We start from the raw sequence: 18134 nt of genomic DNA, 5'->3' as shown, positions 1-18134 counted from the left end.
AGCGCCCGTCTCCGGTGTGTCTTTGATTCCACTATGTGTGTGCGGTCTAGTTCAAGGTTACCCGTCACGTCTAACACCTACTTCATATGAAATTAGATCAAGTGCAGGCAGCATGATAGATGAACAGCTACCTGCGCTTGATGTTTATTTGGAGTGATTCGCTTTAATTTGCGAGTCGATTTGTTTGACCGCATCATCAAATGCTTTTTTCACATCGGTACGGCCAGTCGCAATCAGTCCTAATGCACTGTCAATCGGCTTCCACACCTCTGCCATTTCTGGATTGTTCGGTGTCAGCGTGGCATATTTCGTTTGCTTTGAAACAGCATCCGCATTTGCGTTTTCAGTAATGACTGGGTCTTTCATCAGCTTTTTCACTGGTGGAATTTCCTCTGTGACTTCAAAGCGCTTTTTCGAATTTTTTTCGTTCGTGATAAACTCAACAAATTTCTCGGCAAGTTCTTTATTTTTAGAATAAGAGGAGACGTTGTAGCTCTTTACACCTAAGAACGAGCTCATATGTTTTCCGTTAGGGAGTGTTGGCAGTTCCGTCACGCCATAGTCGATACCCGCTTCTTTATAAGGACCAAATGACCATGGACCAGAAATCACAGCCGCTGCCTTTTTCTCAGTGAATAAGGAATTGAGGACATTGATTCCTTGCTCACCAATGATGCCTTTCGGGAAAAGTCCTTCGCTAAAGAATGTCTGAATGTATTTTCCGCCTTCAATGGCACCATCGTTATTAAGACCAATATCATTGACGTCATAAGACCCATCGTTTTTCTGTTTGAAAATATAGCCGCCTGAACCGCCTAATACACTTTGTGCGTAATAAATTTCATCCCACTTCGCAACAAAACCGTATTTCCCGTCCTTTGTCAGCTTTTTCGAAAGGTCATACCAGCCATCGAGTGTCGTTGGTGCCTTTTTCACAAGGTCTTTGTTATAGAAAAGCACAGTGGTTTCAACGGATTTTGGCAGGCCATACAGCTTACCATCTACCGTTTGTGATTGAATCGATTCGTCTGTGAAGGAATTGATCACTTTTTGATCTGGTTTGATTTCTTGTAACAATCCCTCTGTGACAGCTGATCCAATTTGGTCGTGAGGCATGGTGATGACATCTGGACCAGTGCCGGCTGCGCCATCAAGACGAAGCGCTTCAATTTGGTCGGCATATGCTTTTTCGACTACTTTGACTTTCACGTCGTTTTGTTTTTCAAATTCTTTGACGGCGTCTTGAATCCCATCAGACTTTTTGACATCCTCCCACACTAGCAAGGTCTTTGTACCTGTAGATGCCGGCTGTGTACCGCTTGAATTGTCATCTCCTGGTCCGCATGCTGACAGTAGCAGCACAGCAGTACCAACGACTGCCGATAATGTCGCCCATTTTCCCTTTTTCATTCGTAATCCCCTCTCGTTCTTTTTTCACAGATGATAAGAAAACGCTTTCTTAATGTGAGAATATCAACTTGAGTAAAAAAAGTAAACACATTTTATTAAATTTATTAAGTAAAATTTTTTACTGAAATAAAGAGAAAAGAAGCCCGCCATATATGGCAGGGCTTCCAGCTGTTTATATCGTGCTTTTACGAAAGACAGGATCTGAGGCAATCAGCACGGTTTTTGGTAATGTTCTGCCATCAACCAGTCTTTCTAAAAGTAAATCGACAGCTGTCTCGCAAAGTAAAGAGGTATGGATGTGATAAGTTGTGAGCGGTGGTGACACATATTGAGAGACGTGAATATCGTTGATACTAAAGACACTCACTCGATTTGGTAAAGAAAAACCGCGTTCATTTAATGCTTGTAAACAGCCTATCGCAAGAGGATCACTTGCGACACAAAAAGCGGTTGGCAGGTGATCGCCGAGCTCGTCGATCGCCTTCATCATCAATGAATAGCCTTCATCTACAGAGAAGTGGTGACCGATATAGACCAATTGTTCATCCAGTTTGTTGTGTGCTGTCATGTACTGGCGGAAGGTCGTTTCACGAATATCTGGAATACGTCTATTTGTATTGAGATCAAGATCTGTCCCGCCAATAAATCCGATGGATGTGTGCTGTTTTTCGATAAAAGAATCAATAATCTTTTCTACAATTCGTTTCAGGTTTGGTTTTACAGAATCAAAGCGGTCTTCATCTGGTGATGTATCAATAAAGACGATATGTTTTGTGATCGCATATAATTGATCCAGCTCAGTTTTTTTAAATCGACCGATGGCGATGATGCCTTCTGTAGAAGGATCAATAGAATGAAGACCATCAGATGGGTTGTAAGCGGTAACATTTAAGCTTCGGGTATTGGTGAGTTCCTCGATGCCTAGACGAATGGATTTAAAATAAATATCTTCAAGCTCTTCTTTTTCGGTCATCCAATAGAGAAAGGCAATTTTTTTTAGTGAATGTTTGAATGTCTTTTTTTGATAGGACAAAGCTTCTGCTGCCGCGTATACTCTCTCACGTGTTTGATCCGTAACCGATAGGTTGGGATCTTGGTTCAGTACGCGAGACACGGTGGCGATGGATAATCCGGCTTTTTCCGCAATGTCCTTTATTTTAGCTGCCAAGTCAGCACCTCCTATAGAAAATATCTCCTTTCAGTATAGAGTCTTTAAAAAAATTAGTAAATATTTTTATTAAATTGATTGCGTTTAGACTGTTCTTTACGATCTCGAAAGGAATTAGTAAGATATATGTATTGAAGATGTAGGATTAAGATTTCTGATAGGAGAGGGACAGATGTATTATGATGCACTGAAGACATTTGTGACAGTGGTAGAAGAGAAAAACTTTACAAAAGCAGCTCAGAAGCTACGGATTTCTCAACCGAGTGTCAGTCTTCACATTAAGAATTTGGAGCAGGAATTTCAGACGGTTCTGCTCAATCGTTCGCCAAAGCAATTAACGGTGACGCCAACTGGGGATATGCTGTACCATCGATCAAAACAAATCATTCGTTTATATGAACAGGCGAAGCAGGATATTTATGAGCATCATCATCTGGCACGAGGGAAGCTCACGATTGGAGCGAGTTTTACCATTGGGGAGTATGTGCTGCCGCAAATTTTGGCACAATTTCATCAGCTTTATCCGCATGTTGATATTGAGGTAGTCATTGATAATACAGAGGCGATCGCTAGACATGTTCGGTTGTTCCATGTCGACATCGGACTGATTGAAGGACAAACCAATGACAAAGAACTCTCTGTAGAAACGTTCCTAGAGGATGAACTGTATATCGTTGCCCCATTAGACCATCCGTTTGCAAAGAAAAAGGATGTCACCATTGATCAATTGCAAAATGAAACATGGATCACAAGAGAAGAAGGATCTGGAACAGGAGAATACTTACAGCACGTCCTGAAATCAAATGGACTGAAAGCGCGGACCTTTGTGACATTTAGCAGCAATCAAGCGATTAAAGAAGCTGTCATTCATGGAATGGGGCTGTCTGTTTTATCTAAATATGTGCTCCAGCGGGGCAGCATTGGCGGAGAATTGGCTGTCATTTCTGTGAGGGGAATGGACTTTAAACGGACATTTTCCTATGTCGAATCCCCGATGACAGGTGGGAATAAGAATAAGGAATTGCTTGTTGAGTTGTTGAGAAAAGAGAGAAAAGACGCTTCTCCGCAGTAGGAGAAACGTCTTTTTTTTATAATCCTTTGATGTTGATTTCATCGACTGGTAGGAAAATCTCACCTGTATCTGTGTACTTCATGGTGACTTGATCGCCTTCTTTTAAATAAATAATAAGAGGCTCTTTTTCAGATGACATGGTGTAGTTTTTCCCATCGTCTAGTAAGAAGGTGACGGTTGTATAATCACCGGTCTTTTCCTTATACACCCTCTTCACTTTGCCTGTTGACTCTTTCTTTTCTTGCTTTGATGAACTATTGACGGTACCGCCGCCTTTTTGAAGAGCTGTTTTATAGGCTCTTAGTGCTTCGTTTGGTGTAGAAGCGTATGCGGCGATCTCAGGATTGGCTGCCGAAACAATAAAGTAGTTTTGCAGGAACCCGTTTGAATCAAGAACAGGTGTAAGCCAGCTGGCTTCCCCGTAGAAATTATAAAGAATCGGCATGCGGCCCTTCCATTTCTTCTCGATAAATCGTTTCTCAATAATTTGCAAAGCTCCCTGTGAATCCATGTAGGATTCTTCAAGATTACCCGTATAATACGTGGCTTTTCCTGTTCGGGCATTTGTCAGTGCATACCCGAGCATGGAATCAACGCCCTCTTTTGGACTGGTGAAATCTGTGAAGTAATACATATCCCCTTTTGAATCAAACACTGGACTTACATTGGCTTCCGTTCCCTCGTCTGAAGGCAGTTTCACATCTGATTTTCCAAACATACTGTTCCAGAAACCATGAACATAGTTGCCGAAGTAACTATTTTGCAGACTGACGGCCTCTGGCGAAACAGCGCCATCAATAAAGGCTGGTACTTTGTCTAAGGAATATTTCTTCGTTTCACCCGTTTTGGCATCCACAACAACCACACCTGAAGCTTTAAACCCGTTTCGTGCAGAGATGAAATCTCCAAATGTTTGGATGTAATAAGGCTTGCCATCATCATTGATCTCGAGCTGCGTATCTCCATAGAAAATCAAATCTGGATACTGAAGACGGATATGCCGCTCAATTTCCTTATTGAAATAGGAAGAAGGCGTATAGACCATCTCGGTTTTCACAAACTTTGGATTGGCAGATGAGTCGGTCGCACTTAATGTAAAGTAACCTGGTGTGCTACCAGAACGAATCCATTTAAAGAAATCGGAGAACTCGACGGGTGCGATATACACATACTCACCATTGACCTTCTGAATTTGCAAGCTGCCAAGCTCGTAGTAGCTCGTGTTTGGCACCTGTCCGAACGATTTCTTCATCTTATTGCGAGCAAATTGCGGTGGTACACTCGCAGGTGTTTCTGTCTCATCAAACGCTTTGATTTCGACTTTTTGATCCATCTTAGACACGTCGAATTTCTCATTTGCATTGAATAGAAAAGCGGTTGCCATATAAACACCGAGCAACAATAATATGAGAAATAAAACGCCCTTGATCTTCCGCTCCAATCCCACTGATAAAAAGGCACCTGCTGCTGTCACAACAAGTCCAATGAGCCACAGTGATGATGGGTTGCGGTCTAAATTGGTGATGTAGTAGAAGCCGAAAATCCCGATGATGAACAGCAGGGCAAGTCCTGCAATCCACATAAGGGGCACCTGTTGTTCGGTCCCTTTCTTTCTAACGATCAACCTGAGTGGTGTGAGCAAAAGGGTCAAGACAAGACCGATCACAACCGAAAATAACAACATATATCCCACAAACAGATCTCCTTTCAAATCAATCACTCTTTTAGTATATACGAGTGAGACAGGGAAAAGATTCACCGGATAGAAGGTTCATTTAAATGCCGATCGAGTCGATGGTGGATTGAACATCTTCTTTCAGCTCAAAAAATGTGAGTCTTTTTTCGATTTTTTCGATTAAGGCGTCAATGGCTTCACCTGACATATGGGTTTGGATGTTCCTTTGATGTTTGTACACGTTAATCAGAAGGTCATCAATCAGATCTACTATTTTTTTGGCTTCTTGGCGATCCTCTGCAAATTCATTTTGAAGTTGATGCCGGATGGCTCTAATCAGCGCTGTTTTCTGTTCTTCTTTGATCTTTGCCTTCAAAGCAGCTAGCTCTGCTGGTGTCATGTCTTCCGTGTTAAAGTTTGCTTGAGAGAAGATGGAGCTAGATGTATGCGTATCTGTGACTCTCTGCAAAAAACGATCTGCGTCTGTTGGTTGTTTCTTTGAAAATTCCATTTGTCGTACTCCTTAAGAAATCCCCATATTCTTGGCAAGGGTTGTATCTGCATCGTGGTATTGTTTTCCTAGCTGGCTCATATCATCTGATATTGAGTCCATCCACCTTTTCATATCCATCGCATGATCAATCGCTGCATCATACTTTTTGACCGAATAGAACTCATTTTCAAGACCCTCTGTTTTTAAGTGGCGAATGACAGCATCCACATCTGAAGCCGTCAGCTGGTCATACGAACCAAAACCGACAATTTGTTTGTATCTTGAACGAACGCGTTCCACCGATTGATCCACTTTGTCATCGAGTTTCTCAATTTTACGAATGATTTGCTGCATATGGTGCTCGGCATATGTGGAGAATGCACGACCTGTGTTCATAAGAACATGCGACTTGATTAAAATCGCTACCACACTTTGCGGGTGAACATTTGATTGGCTCAATTGATGTAACATGGCGGCAGTGAGAGAAGGGTTTTTTCTCAACATATCATCAATGGTTTGAACGGAGCCATCTGACGAAAAGGAATACCGGTCTAAGCCATGGCTGCCGGCGAGGGCTTCAAGAAATAAATTCGCATCAAGTGAAGGATTCACACTCATTGCCCGATTGAGGAGATTTTTCATAAATTGGACGGCTTTTGAGGAGTCCTCAGTGTAATCGACGCCTTCAGGTAAAGCGGCATCATACATCACTTTCACACGACCGATTTCTGTCGTATGACGATTTAAGAGAGATAGCCCGTCATTGAGATTGATATATTCTGTTAATCTATTGCGGTAATCACCTTTTAATGCTTTGGCTTGCAGACCATCCGATAGATTTGGGTAAATATTCGGATTCTCAAAGGTGACCCCGCCTTTAATAAAATCATTTTTGACAAGAACATAAGAAGCATTTGACCCGCCAAGTGAATGCCCTGTCACATACATCTTCGCATTCGGCATTTTCTTATGGATCTCTTTCGCATACCGGTCCGCTTGCACCATTTGATTCTCTGCGCCGTGTTCAAAAGGGATATTTTTAATCAAATACTTCGTATCTGAAATCAACCAATCTTGTACAATCTCATTTGTATAGGTCGTTGTCCCTGTCGTCATCTTCGTCGTCACTTTCTTTGACGTCTCTGACTGGCTAAAAGGAGGCAGCATTGTCAAAATGGTAGAAAGAAGATCATCTGACTCTTTTTTTCCATGTTTTTTAATGGTATCTTTATATTGGCCTGCGCCAATCGGTTCTGACCCGCGGTAGGCGATGACGGCGTTTTTGATTTTGGTGAGGTCTTTTCCTCCATCGGAGCGCTCAAAATCTTCTTCTGATACAAGGGTTAGTGAGTTAAGACCTTTTTTTGTTTCTTGGTGGTCAACAACATACATTATTTGACCATTACTAATTTCTATCTCTTGAGAGTGCTTATAGTTTTTAATTGCATAAGATTTTGATGATATTTCTTTATAATCTTCGTCAGTAAGCTTAAATTGATTTGATTTAATGGGCAATAATAACACTCCTGTTATATTTATCTATGTTAATTATATTATAGGTTGGTATAAATATCTATTATAAATACATGGCTTATTATACAAAAAAGAGCAAGTATTATATCAATAAAAGGTGGATATTGTATAAATGAAAAACACAATTAAAATTATATGTGTTCTAGTTCTCGTCGTAGTTATCTCGGTGATGTTAATTATTCTAAACTTTGATAAGAAAAAAGAAACAAACGATGCAGGAGGAAAAAATATCGTGGAAGAAAGAGAAAAGAGTGATCAAGAAATAGCAGAAGATTTTGCAGAGAAGATGAAACCTAAGGTTGAAGAGCACTTGCACAAAAGAGATATTCATAAATTTATTAAAACCATAACGTTTGAAAAAGATGTGACCATCAATCCTATGGGGGATATTATAATCGATGGCTATATAAATAATGAACCGGAGAAGTACGGATTTTCAGCTTCTTTACAATATAGAGCTAAAAAAATAGGTTCAATGAGTTATGATCCTGAGTTGTCATATCGTTTTAAAGATTGGGATAAATTTAAAGATGAACCAGAATTAAAGGAAAACTATCTTAAACGACTCTCTGAAAAAGAAAGAGAGCAATATCTCAAAGACATTGGAGAAAAAGAGTAAAACAGGGACTTGTCTCCCTGTTTTTATTTTGTCAATTTCATTGGTAGACTGATTAAAAGTATATTAAGGAGTTTTTGCTTTTCATGAGAAATACATTGAAATTTTCTATCATCATTGTGGTTACCGTCATCTCAATAACTGTGTTCATTGTAGAGTTCATTCATCAGAGTTTTTCTGATGAAGTAGTGAAAGAGAAGAACGATTTAGAACAAGCAGAAGAATTCGCAGAAGAAATGAAACCGAAAGTAGAAGAACGTTTACATAAAATAGATATTCACAACTTTATTAAAACCATTACGTTTGATAAAAGAGTAAACGTTAATCCAATGGGTTATATAATAATTAGAGGGCATATTAATGGTAGCCCAGAAAAGTATGATTTCTCTGCATCATTAGAATATCGATCTAAGGAAGTAGGTACCATGACTTTTTCTCCTGAATTATCTTATCGATTTAAAGACTGGGATAAATTCAAAGATGAACCTGAACTAAAGGAAAACTATCTTAAAAGACTCTCCGAAAAAGAACGTGAACAGTATCTTAAAGATATTGGAGAAAAATAATAAAACAGGTAATCACCTACCTGTTTTTTATTGTTCATTATTAAGAAGGTGGCAACGGTAGACATGAAAAACACAATAAAGCTTTTATCTGTATTGTTTGTAGTCATCCTTGTCGCAGTGACTTCGTTAATCGTTGAGATCAACAAGCATATTCAATCTAATAATGCGGTCAAGGAAAAGAGTGATCAAGCAAAAGCGGAAGAACTTGCAGAGAAGATGAAACCCAAGATTGAAGAGCACTTACACAAAAGAGATATTCATAACTTTATCAAAACCATCACGTTTGAAAAAGATGTGACCATTAACCCAATGGGAGATATTACGATTGATGGTTATGTAAATGATGAACCGGAAAAGTACGATTTCTCAGCTTCTTTACAATATAGAGCTAAAAAAATCGGTTCAATGAGTTATGACCCTGATTTATCAGACCGCTTTATAGATTGGGAAGAATATAAAGATGAGCCGGAAGTGAAAGAAAATTACCTTAAAAGTTTTACTAAGGAGGAACGTGAACAGTATCTGAGAGACATTGGAGAAAAAGAGTAAAACAGGTACTAGCCTACCTGTTTTTATTTTGTCAAATTCAATAGTCAGCTGATTAAAGTTCATCAAGGAGTTTTGCTTTTTATGAAAAATATCATGAAATTTTCTATCATAATTGTGGTCGCCGTCATCTCCGTAACTGTGTTTGTTGTAGAGTACATTCATCAGAGTTTTTCAGATGAAGTAGTGCAAGAGAAAAGCGATCAAGAAAAGGCCGAAGAATTCGCAGAAAAGATGAAACCAAAAATTGAAGAATATTTACATGAAAAAGATATTCACAATTTTATTAAAAGCATCACATTTAAAAAAAATGTATCTATAAGCCCTATGGGTTATGTCACAGTTGATGGATATATAAATAACGATGCAGAAAAATATCATTTTTCTGCATCATTAATATACAAATCTAATGAAATAGGTTCGATGAGTCATTCTCCTGATTTATCATATCGCTTTAAAGACTGGGATAAATATAAAGATGAGCCTGAAATAAAGGAAAACTATCTTAAACGACTCTCTGAAAAAGAACGTGAACAGTACCTCAAGGATATTGGGGATAAATAACAAAAAGTTAATTTTTCATTATTAAGAAGGTGGCAACGGTAGACATGAAAAACACAATAAAACTTGTATCTGTTTTGGTCGTTATCATCATTGTCTCAGTGACTTCGTTAATCACTCAGCACAATAAGCAAAGTAAACCAAATGATGTGGTAAAAGAAAAGAGCGATCAAGAAAAAGCAGAAGAGCTTGCAGAAAAAATGAAGCCTAAAATAGAAGAATGTTTACGCAAAGAAGACATCCATCACTTTATTAAGACCATAACGTTTAAGAAGAGGGTAACTATTAATCCTATGGGCTACATCGTAATTAGAGGATATATAAATGATGAGCCAGAAAAGTACGAGTTCTCCGCTTCATTAAAGTATAGAACAAAAGAAATCGGTTCAATGAGTTATTCAGGAGAACTAGGAGATCGTTTTGAGAACTGGGATGATTTTGATCCTCAAGTGAAAGAAGACTATTTAAATAGTTTATCTAAAAAAGAACGCGAACAATATTTGAAAGACATTGGAGAAAAAGTGAAATAACAAGTCGACAAAGCCGATTGATTCCCTAAATCAATTTCAAAATATGCTATCATTCCCCTAACAACACTTACAAACAAGGGAGAGCTTTCAAACATGGCAAATAAAAAGAAATTGATCTTGGATGTAGACACTGGAATTGATGATGCGATTGGTATTTTGCTTGCAGTGAAAAGTAAGCGATTTGATATGTTGGGGATCACAACGGTGTGCGGGAATGTGTCTGTTGAAGCGGCTACGTTGAATACGTGTAAAGTGCTTGAGCTGGTTGAGGCAGAGGAAATCCCTGTCATCAAAGGTGCAGCGACGCCTCTTTTGAGAGCCCCTCATTATGAACATCGGGTGCATGGGGAGGATGGAATTGGCGGCGCTTTAAAGGACGCCCGGCCTAAGAAGACCGCGGATGAAGGTTTTGCGCCTGATTTTATCATTGACCAAGTGCTGAAGTATTCGAAGCAGGTTACGCTCGTGTTGACAGGGCCGTTAACGAATTTAGCCCTTGCGGTAAAAAAATGCCCTGAGCTGATTCATCATGTGAAAGAAGTCATTTTTATGGGGGGTGTCGTGCAGGGACAGGGAAATGTCACACCGGTTGCGGAATTTAATACATATGCAGATCCAGAAGCGGCGAAATTGGTGCTGGAGGCTGGTTTCCCTTCATTGACTCAAGTAGGGCTTGATGTCACAAGACAGGTCTTGTTAACGGATGAGAGAATTGATGCCATTCAAAATGAAACGTTAGCCATTTATATCAGAGAGAGCACAAGCATTTACCACCAGCGCTATTTTGAGCGGAATGGGGTGTGGGCATGTGCCATGCATGATCCGCTTGCTGTAAGTCTTGCAATTGATAAACAACTTGTGAATACACAGCCTTTTCATGTAGAAGTGGAGACGAAGAGTGAGTTCTGCGATGGTCAAATGATATGTGATTTTCAGCATCAATGGGGAAAAGATCGTAATCTTCAAGTGTGTATGGATGTAGATGCTGAAGGGTTTTTTGATTTAATGATCAAAGTCTTGAATTCTTAAAAAAGAAGTCTGTGCAAACAGGCTTCTTTTTTATAAGATGGGAACATGAGGAAATGTATGCGCTCACATGAATGAGGAAGGAGTGAAGTCAATTGGCTTCTGTCAGTTTAAGTAGTATGGATAAGATAAGGGCAGCAAGCAGAGGATTGCCGCCAAAACTGAAAGCAATTGCTGAGCACATTACGAGTGAGCCCCGCGACATCATCCATTTGTCGATTGTCGAGCTTGCCAAAAAGACAGCGAGCTCAGAGGCAACGATTTTTCGTCTTTGTAAAAGGCTTGGATTTGAGGGGTATCAAGATTTGAAGATTGCTATTGCCCAGGAAATAGACCAAACGAAGCCTGATTATGTAGATGAGGAGATGAGTCTTGACGATGATACTGCCGTTTTTATGCAAAAGGTATTTCAGGCGAACATCACTGCATTAAAGGATAGTTTTCAATTGTTGAATCCAGAAGATGTAGAAAAAGCCGTACAATTAATCCATGAAGCAGAGCGCTTAGAGTTTTATGGCAGCGGTGGGTCTGGCCTCATCGCCACAGATGCTTTTCACAAATTTATGAGAACAGGCATCAACTGTATTGTTCATACAGATTCTCACTTTCAAGCGATGTCGGCAGGTCTGCTTGATCAAAAGAGCACAGTGCTTGGTATATCTCATTCTGGTCGAAATAAGGATTTACTGGATGCGATGAAAACAGCTAAGGAAAAAGGAGCGAAAACTATTGGCATTACAAGCTATCAGCGTTCTCCATTGAGTCAGCTTGCAGATGTCACGCTGTATACATCAACGCAAGAAACGGCTTTCCGAACAGAAGCGATGTCTGCTAGGCTTGCCCAGCTTACTGTGATTGATGTGCTATATTTTGCGCTTGCACATTTAAGGCAGCAGGAAACATTAACAAACTTAAAGCAAATGAGAGAAACCATTTCTCAAAAAAGAGTGTAATGGTTTCAAAAATAAATTTTTCTATTAGTGAAAAATGCTGTTGTGGTAACGATTCTAAGGTTTTAAATGAAAATTATTTTCTTTTTGGTCGTTGAATGTCGAAAAAAATATTCCTATAATGGGATTTATCAGGTACACCGGCACCACGACACTTTATTTCAAATCAATGATTGGGCGTGATACAGATGAAGGGAAACCAGGCGGTAATTGGTTTGGATATTGGAACAACAAGTACAAAGGCGGTTCTATTTGGACCACAAGGGAAAGTCATATCAAAGCATTCTGTTCCTTATGACCTCATTCACCCCCAGCCAGCATGGGTTGAGCAGAACCCTGAACATATTTTAGATGCTGTGATTGCGAGTGTAAGAGGCGCATTGACGAAAGCAGCATTTGATGCAAAAAACCTCATAGGTGTGGGGATTAGTACGGCGATGCATTCCTTAATCGTCATGGATGAGAATGGAAAAGCATTAACAAACAGTATCATTTGGGCTGATAACAGAAGTGCAGAACAAGCGAAACGAATCATAACGGACTTAGATGGCTTTCAAATTTATAAAAGAACCGGAACACCGATCCATCCAATGTCACCTCTTTCAAAAATACGATGGATCAAGGAAATGACACCTGACGTCTTCAATCAGGCAGCAAAATTCATTTCCATCAAAGAGTATGTTCTTTATCATTTCTTCGGTCAGTATGTGGTCGATTATTCAATCGCATCAGCAACAGGACTGTTCCGATTGGAAACGCTTCAATGGGACGAGGAGGCACTACGCATTGCAGGAATTCAGGTGAATCAGTTGTCTGAACTTGTTCCAACGACGCATCAGCTGCGTGATCTTCAGCCAGAAATTGCGCTGCGAATGGGCATTGAAGAAGATACACCATTTGTTGTGGGCGCAAATGACGGTGTATTAGCGAATCTTGGTGTTGGTGCGATTGGCAAAGGTGAGGTAGCAGTCACGATTGGGACAAGTGGTGCAGTACGTACAGTCGTAGATCAGCCAATTACAGATGAGCAATCAAGAACATTTTGCTATGCATTGACGGACAAGCATTGGGTGGTCGGAGGGCCGACCAATAACGGCGGGATTATGCTGAGATGGCTGAAGGATGAATTTGGGGCGTCAGAGGTGGAGGTAGCAAAGCGTCTAGGTGTAGACCCTTACGATCTGATGATTGATATTGCAGAAAAGGTTCCAGCTGGCTCAGAAGGACTGCTGTTTCTACCATTTTTAACAGGTGAGCGAGCACCTTATTGGAATCCAAACGCAAGAGGCACGTTCTTTGGGATTGGTCTTCAGCATAAGCGCGAGCACTTTATTAGAGCCGTGTTAGAAGGCGTCATTATGAGTGTATTCTCGATCGGTGTGGCACTAAGAGATTTAACAGGTCCAGCGAAGGATGTCAGGGCTTCTGGTGGATTTGCGAGATCCCCTCTATGGCGACAGATTTTGGCAGATACGATGGGTAGAGAAGTGCTCGTTCCAGAAAGCTATGAGGCTTCCGCACTTGGGGCGGCTGTCCTTGCACTTCATAGTTTAGGTCATATGGAAGAAATAGAAGAGGTGCAGGAATGGATTCGTATTTCTGCCCGCCATGAACCAAATATGAAGAACAACGAAACATACATAGAGCTATTTTATTTATATGAGCGTCTCTATGACAAACTGAAGGATGAATTTGATGTCATTAGTGCGTTGCAATTAAAACAAAATCGTTAAACATCGGGGAAAAGGTGGGAGAACATGCTTTTATTCATTGTGATTGCGGCGATTGTCCTTTTACTCATTCTCATTACAGTCGCTAAGTTGAATCCGTTTGTGAGTTTGATTATTACCTCTATGCTAGTAGGTTTTGCTACAGGAATGGATTTACAGGAAATCATTCAATCGATTAAAACGGGATTAGGGAACACGTTATCATTACTGGCGATAGTGCTAGCGCTTGGGACCATGCTTGGGAAAATGATGGCCGAGTCAGGGGGCGCTGAGCGGATCGCTCAAACACTCATCAGTCGTTTTGGGACGAAGAATGTGCATTGGGCGATGATGTTTGTAGCCTTTATCGTGGGGATACCTGTCTTTTTCCAGGTCGGATTTGTTCTTCTCATTCCTTTACTCTTTACCATTGCGATTGAAACGGGCATTTCGCTTGTGACGATTGGGATTTCATTAATCGCAGGCTTGTCTGTTGTGCATGGGTTAGTCCCGCCTCATCCAGCTGCAATGGCAGCAGTAGGCATCTATCATGCCAACGTGGGGAAAACGATTTTCTTTTCAATCATCGTCGGTTTGCCAACAGCTATTATTGCTGGACCGTTGTATGGTAAGTGGATTGGAAAGCGAATACATAAACCAGTTCCAGAGCTGCTCAGAAAGCAATTCACGGAACGACATGCTGATCGGAAGCTTCCTGGTTTTGCGAATACGATGTTTACCATTTTGGTGCCGGTCATTCTTATGTTGCTTGCCACGTTGGCGGACATTATTTTGCCAGAGGATAGTATGTGGTATCAGATGTTCAAGTACATTGGAGATCCCATAACAGCTTTATTGATTGCGACAGTGTATTCTTTCTTTAGTCTTGGCTTTATACAAGGGATGAGCCGTGACCGAGTGCTGTCATTCAGTAACGATTGTTTGGGACCGATCGCTTCCATTCTGCTTGTGATTGGTGCAGGCGGAGCGTTCAATAATGTACTGATCGATTCAGGCGTTGGGGATTATATTGCTGATTTAGCCAAACACTCCCCAATCTCACCGATTTTACTTAGCTGGCTGATTGCTGCGGTTATTCGTGTGGCAACAGGATCAGCTACAGTATCCATGATGACAGCGGCCGGAATTGTAGCCCCAATCGCTGCATCCATGCCGGATGTGAGCAGAGAGCTGCTTGTTTTAGCAACAGGAGCGGGTTCACTGATTTTGTCTCATGTCAATGACTCTGGTTTTTGGCTGATCAAAGAGTATTTTGGTATGACCATCAAAGAGACGTTCTTGACATGGACGGCTATGGAGACCATCATTTCCGTTAGCGCCATTGCATTTATTATGATTATTAATATGTTTATATAACGGGACAACAGCTCAATTCTTCGGAATTGGGCTGTTTTAGCTTGTTGTTATGCCGCTTTTGACAATTTAGGATAAAATAATGATATTGAGCTATGGGAGGCGGACACGATCGAACCTTTAAAACATGTATATAATGAACCATTTATTCAACATTTAGCAGAAAAACTGGCGCAAGCGTCAACTGTATTTGATGCTGATCACTTTCAGCAGCTCGTGTTTCAAGAGGATTGGGAACAGCTGGAGTTAAAAGGACGAATGAGAAGAGTAACTGAATCGATGCACGCCTGTCTGCCTGAGAATTATGAGAAGGCAATCGATGTACTGCGTCAGACAGCACCGCATTTTACAGGGCTCAGTGCGCTCGTATTTCCAGACTATGTCGAGACATATGGTGTTGACTATTGGGATATCTCGATCAAAGCACTTGAATTCTTTACACCGTTTTCCACTGCTGAATTTGCCGTTCGACCTTTTCTCATACAAGATCAAGAGAAAATGCTGGCGCAGATGCTTGTGTGGTCACAGGATCAAAATGAACATATTCGCCGTCTCGCTAGTGAAGGATGCAGGCCTCGTTTGCCGTGGGGATTATCCGTCCCTGCGCTGAAAAAGGACCCTTCTGTCACGCTGCCCATTTTAGAAAATTTGAAGTCAGATTCGGCCAAGTATGTGCAAAAAAGTGTAGCGAATCATTTAAATGATATTTCTGCAATTCAGCCAGACCTCATGAAGCAAATGGTCAAAAGCTGGTATGGAACCAATGAACATACAAACTGGATTGTCAAACATGCATCCCGTACGTTATTGAAAAAAGGCGATCCAGATATCATGGCTTTATTTGGCTATGGAGATGATCCGTCTATCCAAGTAACGGATTTGAAGGTAACGCAAGACCCCGTATGTATTGGAGAGAAGCTGACCTTTCATTTTATTCTTCAGGTTGATAAGCCATTAAAGCTGCGCGTAGAGTATGCCATTGATTACGTGAAAGCTCGTGGTACACGCAATCAAAAGGTATTTAAAATCACAGAATTTGAAACAGGATCGGCGCTGTATAGAGAATTTGTCCGGTCACAGTCGTTTCAAAATATGACAACGAGAAAGCACTATGAGGGCATTCATACATTAACCATCATCATCAACGGCATCCCTAAAGCGTCTGTCGATTTCGAAGTCACAGCAGCTGCTCATGAAAAAACCCGCCACTGAGGCGGGTTTCAGCGTGTAGACAAACCCTCGCATTCGGTGTCATTCCTGCGCGCTGGTGCTCACGAATGTCAAATTCGCTCCGCGCCAGTACTCGTCCTTCCTAGACTGCAAAGGTTTTCTATCACGCTAAAAAGAAGACAAAGGGCTAAAATCAAGTTCATTTTAGCCCTTTGTCAACAATTTGATACCCGCCACTGAGGCGGGTTTTTACTTGCGTTTCTAAGCTTTCTTTTTCATTAAAAATGAAGCAATGATGGCGGCTGCTAAGAAACCGATACTGATAATCGAGCTAGGTAAGTTCTCTGGTCTGAATAGGAACAGAACAAAACTGACACTGAGTACAAGACCAGCAAATAAAGTGAAATACGGAAATAACCATACTTTGAAATACGGCTCCTGCGGATATCTTGGACGCAGTTTCAAATGAGCCAGACAGATGCTGATCCAAATAAGAGAAACCGCAAAACCAGGAATAGCCAGCATATAGCTGAAAATTTGATCTGGGTACAAGTAAGCAAAGAATGTTCCGATTAAAAGAAACAGAACGGTCACCCATAAACTTAAAATAGGTACACCTCTTTTGTTGACCTGTGCCAGCTTTTTTGGACCGCCGTCTGATTTAGATAGAGAATGAATCATTCTCGTCGTGCCGTAAATACCAGAGTTGGCGGCAGATAGAACGGCTGTAATTAAGACGAAATTAATGAAGTGAGATGCCCCCTGCATGCCAGCTGCTGAAAAGACTTGGACAAAAGGACTGTTATTCGGATCAATTTGATTCCAAGGAATGAGTCCGCAAATAATCAAAATCGGCAGTGTGTAAAACAAGATGATACGCCACATCATACTTTTGACAACACTAGGTAACACCTTTTCTGCATCCTTTGTTTCTGTAATGGTCAGCCCGATCAATTCAGAGCCTCCATATGAGAAGATCACCACTAATAATGAAGCAAAAACAGCGCCCCATCCGTTCGGGACAAAGTTTTGGTAATTGGTGAGAACAGGCGTGCTTTGTTCACTCGGAATGATTCCAAATAATAATGCAGCACCGAGAATAATAAACACAATAATAACGAAAATCTTCATTCCAGCGAACCAAAACTCAATTTCACCAAAGTATTTTACATTATTTAAATTAATTCCGATGACTAAGAGCGAGCAAAGTAAACATAAAGACCATAATGGTACGTTTGGCATCCAATATTGAAGCAAACTCCCCGCTGCAATGATTTCAATGACACATACAGTGAGCCACATAAAACAGTAAACCCATCCGACAACAAATGAAAAACGTTGACCAAGCGCAATCTGTATGAGGTCGCGAAGGTTATTCCCCGGGTAGACGATGGCCATTTCAGCTAAAGCCGCCATGACAATGAGAAGAAGCAATCCAGCAAATACATAGGAAAAGATAACTCCAGGACCTGCTAAGCCGATTGTATCGGCACTTCCTTTAAAGATTCCTGTACCAATGACCCCGCCCATCGCAATCATGCGAATATGACGCGGCGATAAAAGCTTTTTTAATTCGTGTTGTTCCTGATTCGCGCTCATGACGTTCTCCTTTTTTAAAATGCTTATGTTCCATTTTCTTTTTTCGAGCGGTCAGTGTCAATATAAAAAAAGAGATTTTTCAGACAAAATAGGCGGTTGATTCTATCAAATGAGCCGTTTTCTTCCATAAATCCTT

Annotated in this window: 17 protein-coding genes; 11 read left to right on the top strand and 6 right to left on the bottom strand. The window is 40.8% G+C overall.

All coding sequences use genetic code 11. The features are described from left to right. Positions 1 to 144: 144 nt before the first annotated feature. Both LCD34_RS09705 and LCD34_RS09700 read right to left on the bottom strand, forming a co-directional pair. Positions 145 to 1410, bottom strand: a complete 1266-nt coding sequence (locus tag LCD34_RS09705; RefSeq protein ID WP_008347347.1) for an extracellular solute-binding protein — start codon at positions 1408 to 1410, stop codon at positions 145 to 147. A gap of 172 nt (positions 1411 to 1582) precedes the next feature. Beyond that, positions 1583 to 2578, bottom strand: coding sequence for a LacI family DNA-binding transcriptional regulator (locus LCD34_RS09700; RefSeq protein ID WP_007497269.1), 996 nt, complete (start codon positions 2576 to 2578; stop codon positions 1583 to 1585). Between the two features lie 172 nt (positions 2579 to 2750). Here LCD34_RS09700 and LCD34_RS09695 point away from each other — a divergent pair, with 172 nt between their 5' ends. Next, the gene (locus tag LCD34_RS09695) at positions 2751 to 3650 is read left to right on the top strand and encodes a LysR family transcriptional regulator (RefSeq protein ID WP_017359912.1); all 900 of its coding nucleotides are present in this window, start codon (positions 2751 to 2753) and stop codon (positions 3648 to 3650) included. 16 nt (positions 3651 to 3666) lie between these two features. On the opposite strand, the gene LCD34_RS09690 is transcribed toward LCD34_RS09695, so the two are convergent. The 3 genes from LCD34_RS09690 to LCD34_RS09680 form a co-directional block, all read right to left on the bottom strand. After that, positions 3667 to 5343, bottom strand: coding sequence for a hypothetical protein (locus LCD34_RS09690; RefSeq protein ID WP_041092640.1), 1677 nt, complete (start codon positions 5341 to 5343; stop codon positions 3667 to 3669). An 82-nt stretch (positions 5344 to 5425) separates the two neighbouring features. Then, on the bottom strand, positions 5426 to 5836 hold the full coding sequence (locus tag LCD34_RS09685; RefSeq protein ID WP_224558850.1) for a hypothetical protein: 411 nt from the start codon (positions 5834 to 5836) through the stop codon (positions 5426 to 5428). A 12-nt stretch (positions 5837 to 5848) separates the two neighbouring features. After that, a complete protein-coding gene (locus LCD34_RS09680; protein WP_263490689.1) occupies positions 5849 to 7333 on the bottom strand; it encodes a lipase family protein in 1485 nt (494 codons plus the stop codon). Positions 7334 to 7463: 130 nt separating this feature from the next. On the opposite strand from LCD34_RS09680, the gene LCD34_RS09675 reads away from it, so the two are divergent. The 10 genes from LCD34_RS09675 (at position 7464) to LCD34_RS09630 (ending at position 16441) form a co-directional block, all read left to right on the top strand. Next, a complete protein-coding gene (locus tag LCD34_RS09675; RefSeq protein ID WP_024720436.1) occupies positions 7464 to 7970 on the top strand; it encodes a DUF1433 domain-containing protein in 507 nt (168 codons plus the stop codon). 83 nt (positions 7971 to 8053) lie between these two features. Then, on the top strand, positions 8054 to 8533 hold the full coding sequence (locus tag LCD34_RS09670) for a hypothetical protein (protein WP_024720435.1): 480 nt from the start codon (positions 8054 to 8056) through the stop codon (positions 8531 to 8533). Between the two features lie 63 nt (positions 8534 to 8596). Beyond that, on the top strand, positions 8597 to 9082 hold the full coding sequence (locus LCD34_RS09665) for a DUF1433 domain-containing protein (RefSeq protein ID WP_224558848.1): 486 nt from the start codon (positions 8597 to 8599) through the stop codon (positions 9080 to 9082). Positions 9083 to 9163: 81 nt separating this feature from the next. After that, positions 9164 to 9643: a DUF1433 domain-containing protein gene (locus LCD34_RS09660; RefSeq protein WP_024720433.1), complete on the top strand. Its 480-nt coding sequence runs from the start codon at positions 9164 to 9166 to the stop codon at positions 9641 to 9643. A 44-nt stretch (positions 9644 to 9687) separates the two neighbouring features. Then, on the top strand, positions 9688 to 10170 hold the full coding sequence (locus tag LCD34_RS09655; RefSeq protein WP_025208255.1) for a DUF1433 domain-containing protein: 483 nt from the start codon (positions 9688 to 9690) through the stop codon (positions 10168 to 10170). Between the two features lie 93 nt (positions 10171 to 10263). Next, on the top strand, positions 10264 to 11199 hold the full coding sequence (locus LCD34_RS09650) for a nucleoside hydrolase (protein WP_224558847.1): 936 nt from the start codon (positions 10264 to 10266) through the stop codon (positions 11197 to 11199). 116 nt (positions 11200 to 11315) lie between these two features. Beyond that, the gene (locus LCD34_RS09645; RefSeq protein WP_034646848.1) at positions 11316 to 12149 is read left to right on the top strand and encodes a MurR/RpiR family transcriptional regulator; all 834 of its coding nucleotides are present in this window, start codon (positions 11316 to 11318) and stop codon (positions 12147 to 12149) included. Positions 12150 to 12334: 185 nt separating this feature from the next. Continuing rightward, the gene (gene gntK / locus LCD34_RS09640) at positions 12335 to 13879 is read left to right on the top strand and encodes a gluconokinase (RefSeq protein ID WP_224558846.1); all 1545 of its coding nucleotides are present in this window, start codon (positions 12335 to 12337) and stop codon (positions 13877 to 13879) included. 24 nt (positions 13880 to 13903) lie between these two features. Next, positions 13904 to 15232 (top strand): GntP family permease, encoded by a 1329-nt coding sequence (locus LCD34_RS09635; protein ID WP_008347326.1) that lies wholly within the window; start codon positions 13904 to 13906, stop codon positions 15230 to 15232. A 108-nt stretch (positions 15233 to 15340) separates the two neighbouring features. Beyond that, a complete protein-coding gene (locus LCD34_RS09630; RefSeq protein ID WP_058213431.1) occupies positions 15341 to 16441 on the top strand; it encodes a DNA alkylation repair protein in 1101 nt (366 codons plus the stop codon). 219 nt (positions 16442 to 16660) lie between these two features. On the opposite strand, the gene LCD34_RS09625 is transcribed toward LCD34_RS09630, so the two are convergent. After that, complete coding sequence (locus tag LCD34_RS09625) at positions 16661 to 17998, bottom strand: amino acid permease (RefSeq protein ID WP_017368372.1); 1338 nt, start codon at positions 17996 to 17998, stop codon at positions 16661 to 16663. Positions 17999 to 18134: the final 136 nt, after the last annotated feature.

This window comes from Bacillus sp. RAR_M1_44 (assembly GCF_020165935.1).
GTDB lineage: Bacteria > Bacillota > Bacilli > Bacillales > Bacillaceae > Bacillus > Bacillus altitudinis.
The sequence above is the reverse complement of the archived record's forward strand: the minus strand, read 5'-3'. Positions and strand labels throughout refer to the sequence as shown.

What these genes read in the sequence shown, in the direction of transcription:
- LCD34_RS09705 (WP_008347347.1), bottom strand. Translation starts at nt 1,410, where the DNA reads ATGAAAAAGGGAAAATGGGCGACATTATCGGCAGTCGTTGGTACTGCT.
- LCD34_RS09695 (WP_017359912.1), top strand. Translation starts at nt 2,751, where the DNA reads ATGTATTATGATGCACTGAAGACATTTGTGACAGTGGTAGAAGAGAAA.
- LCD34_RS09685 (WP_224558850.1), bottom strand. Translation starts at nt 5,836, where the DNA reads ATGGAATTTTCAAAGAAACAACCAACAGACGCAGATCGTTTTTTGCAG.
- LCD34_RS09675 (WP_024720436.1), top strand. Translation starts at nt 7,464, where the DNA reads ATGAAAAACACAATTAAAATTATATGTGTTCTAGTTCTCGTCGTAGTT.
- LCD34_RS09670 (WP_024720435.1), top strand. Translation starts at nt 8,054, where the DNA reads ATGAGAAATACATTGAAATTTTCTATCATCATTGTGGTTACCGTCATC.
- LCD34_RS09665 (WP_224558848.1), top strand. Translation starts at nt 8,597, where the DNA reads ATGAAAAACACAATAAAGCTTTTATCTGTATTGTTTGTAGTCATCCTT.
- LCD34_RS09660 (WP_024720433.1), top strand. Translation starts at nt 9,164, where the DNA reads ATGAAAAATATCATGAAATTTTCTATCATAATTGTGGTCGCCGTCATC.
- LCD34_RS09655 (WP_025208255.1), top strand. Translation starts at nt 9,688, where the DNA reads ATGAAAAACACAATAAAACTTGTATCTGTTTTGGTCGTTATCATCATT.
- LCD34_RS09650 (WP_224558847.1), top strand. Translation starts at nt 10,264, where the DNA reads ATGGCAAATAAAAAGAAATTGATCTTGGATGTAGACACTGGAATTGAT.
- LCD34_RS09645 (WP_034646848.1), top strand. Translation starts at nt 11,316, where the DNA reads ATGGATAAGATAAGGGCAGCAAGCAGAGGATTGCCGCCAAAACTGAAA.
- gntK (WP_224558846.1), top strand. Translation starts at nt 12,335, where the DNA reads ATGAAGGGAAACCAGGCGGTAATTGGTTTGGATATTGGAACAACAAGT.
- LCD34_RS09635 (WP_008347326.1), top strand. Translation starts at nt 13,904, where the DNA reads ATGCTTTTATTCATTGTGATTGCGGCGATTGTCCTTTTACTCATTCTC.
- LCD34_RS09625 (WP_017368372.1), bottom strand. Translation starts at nt 17,998, where the DNA reads ATGAGCGCGAATCAGGAACAACACGAATTAAAAAAGCTTTTATCGCCG.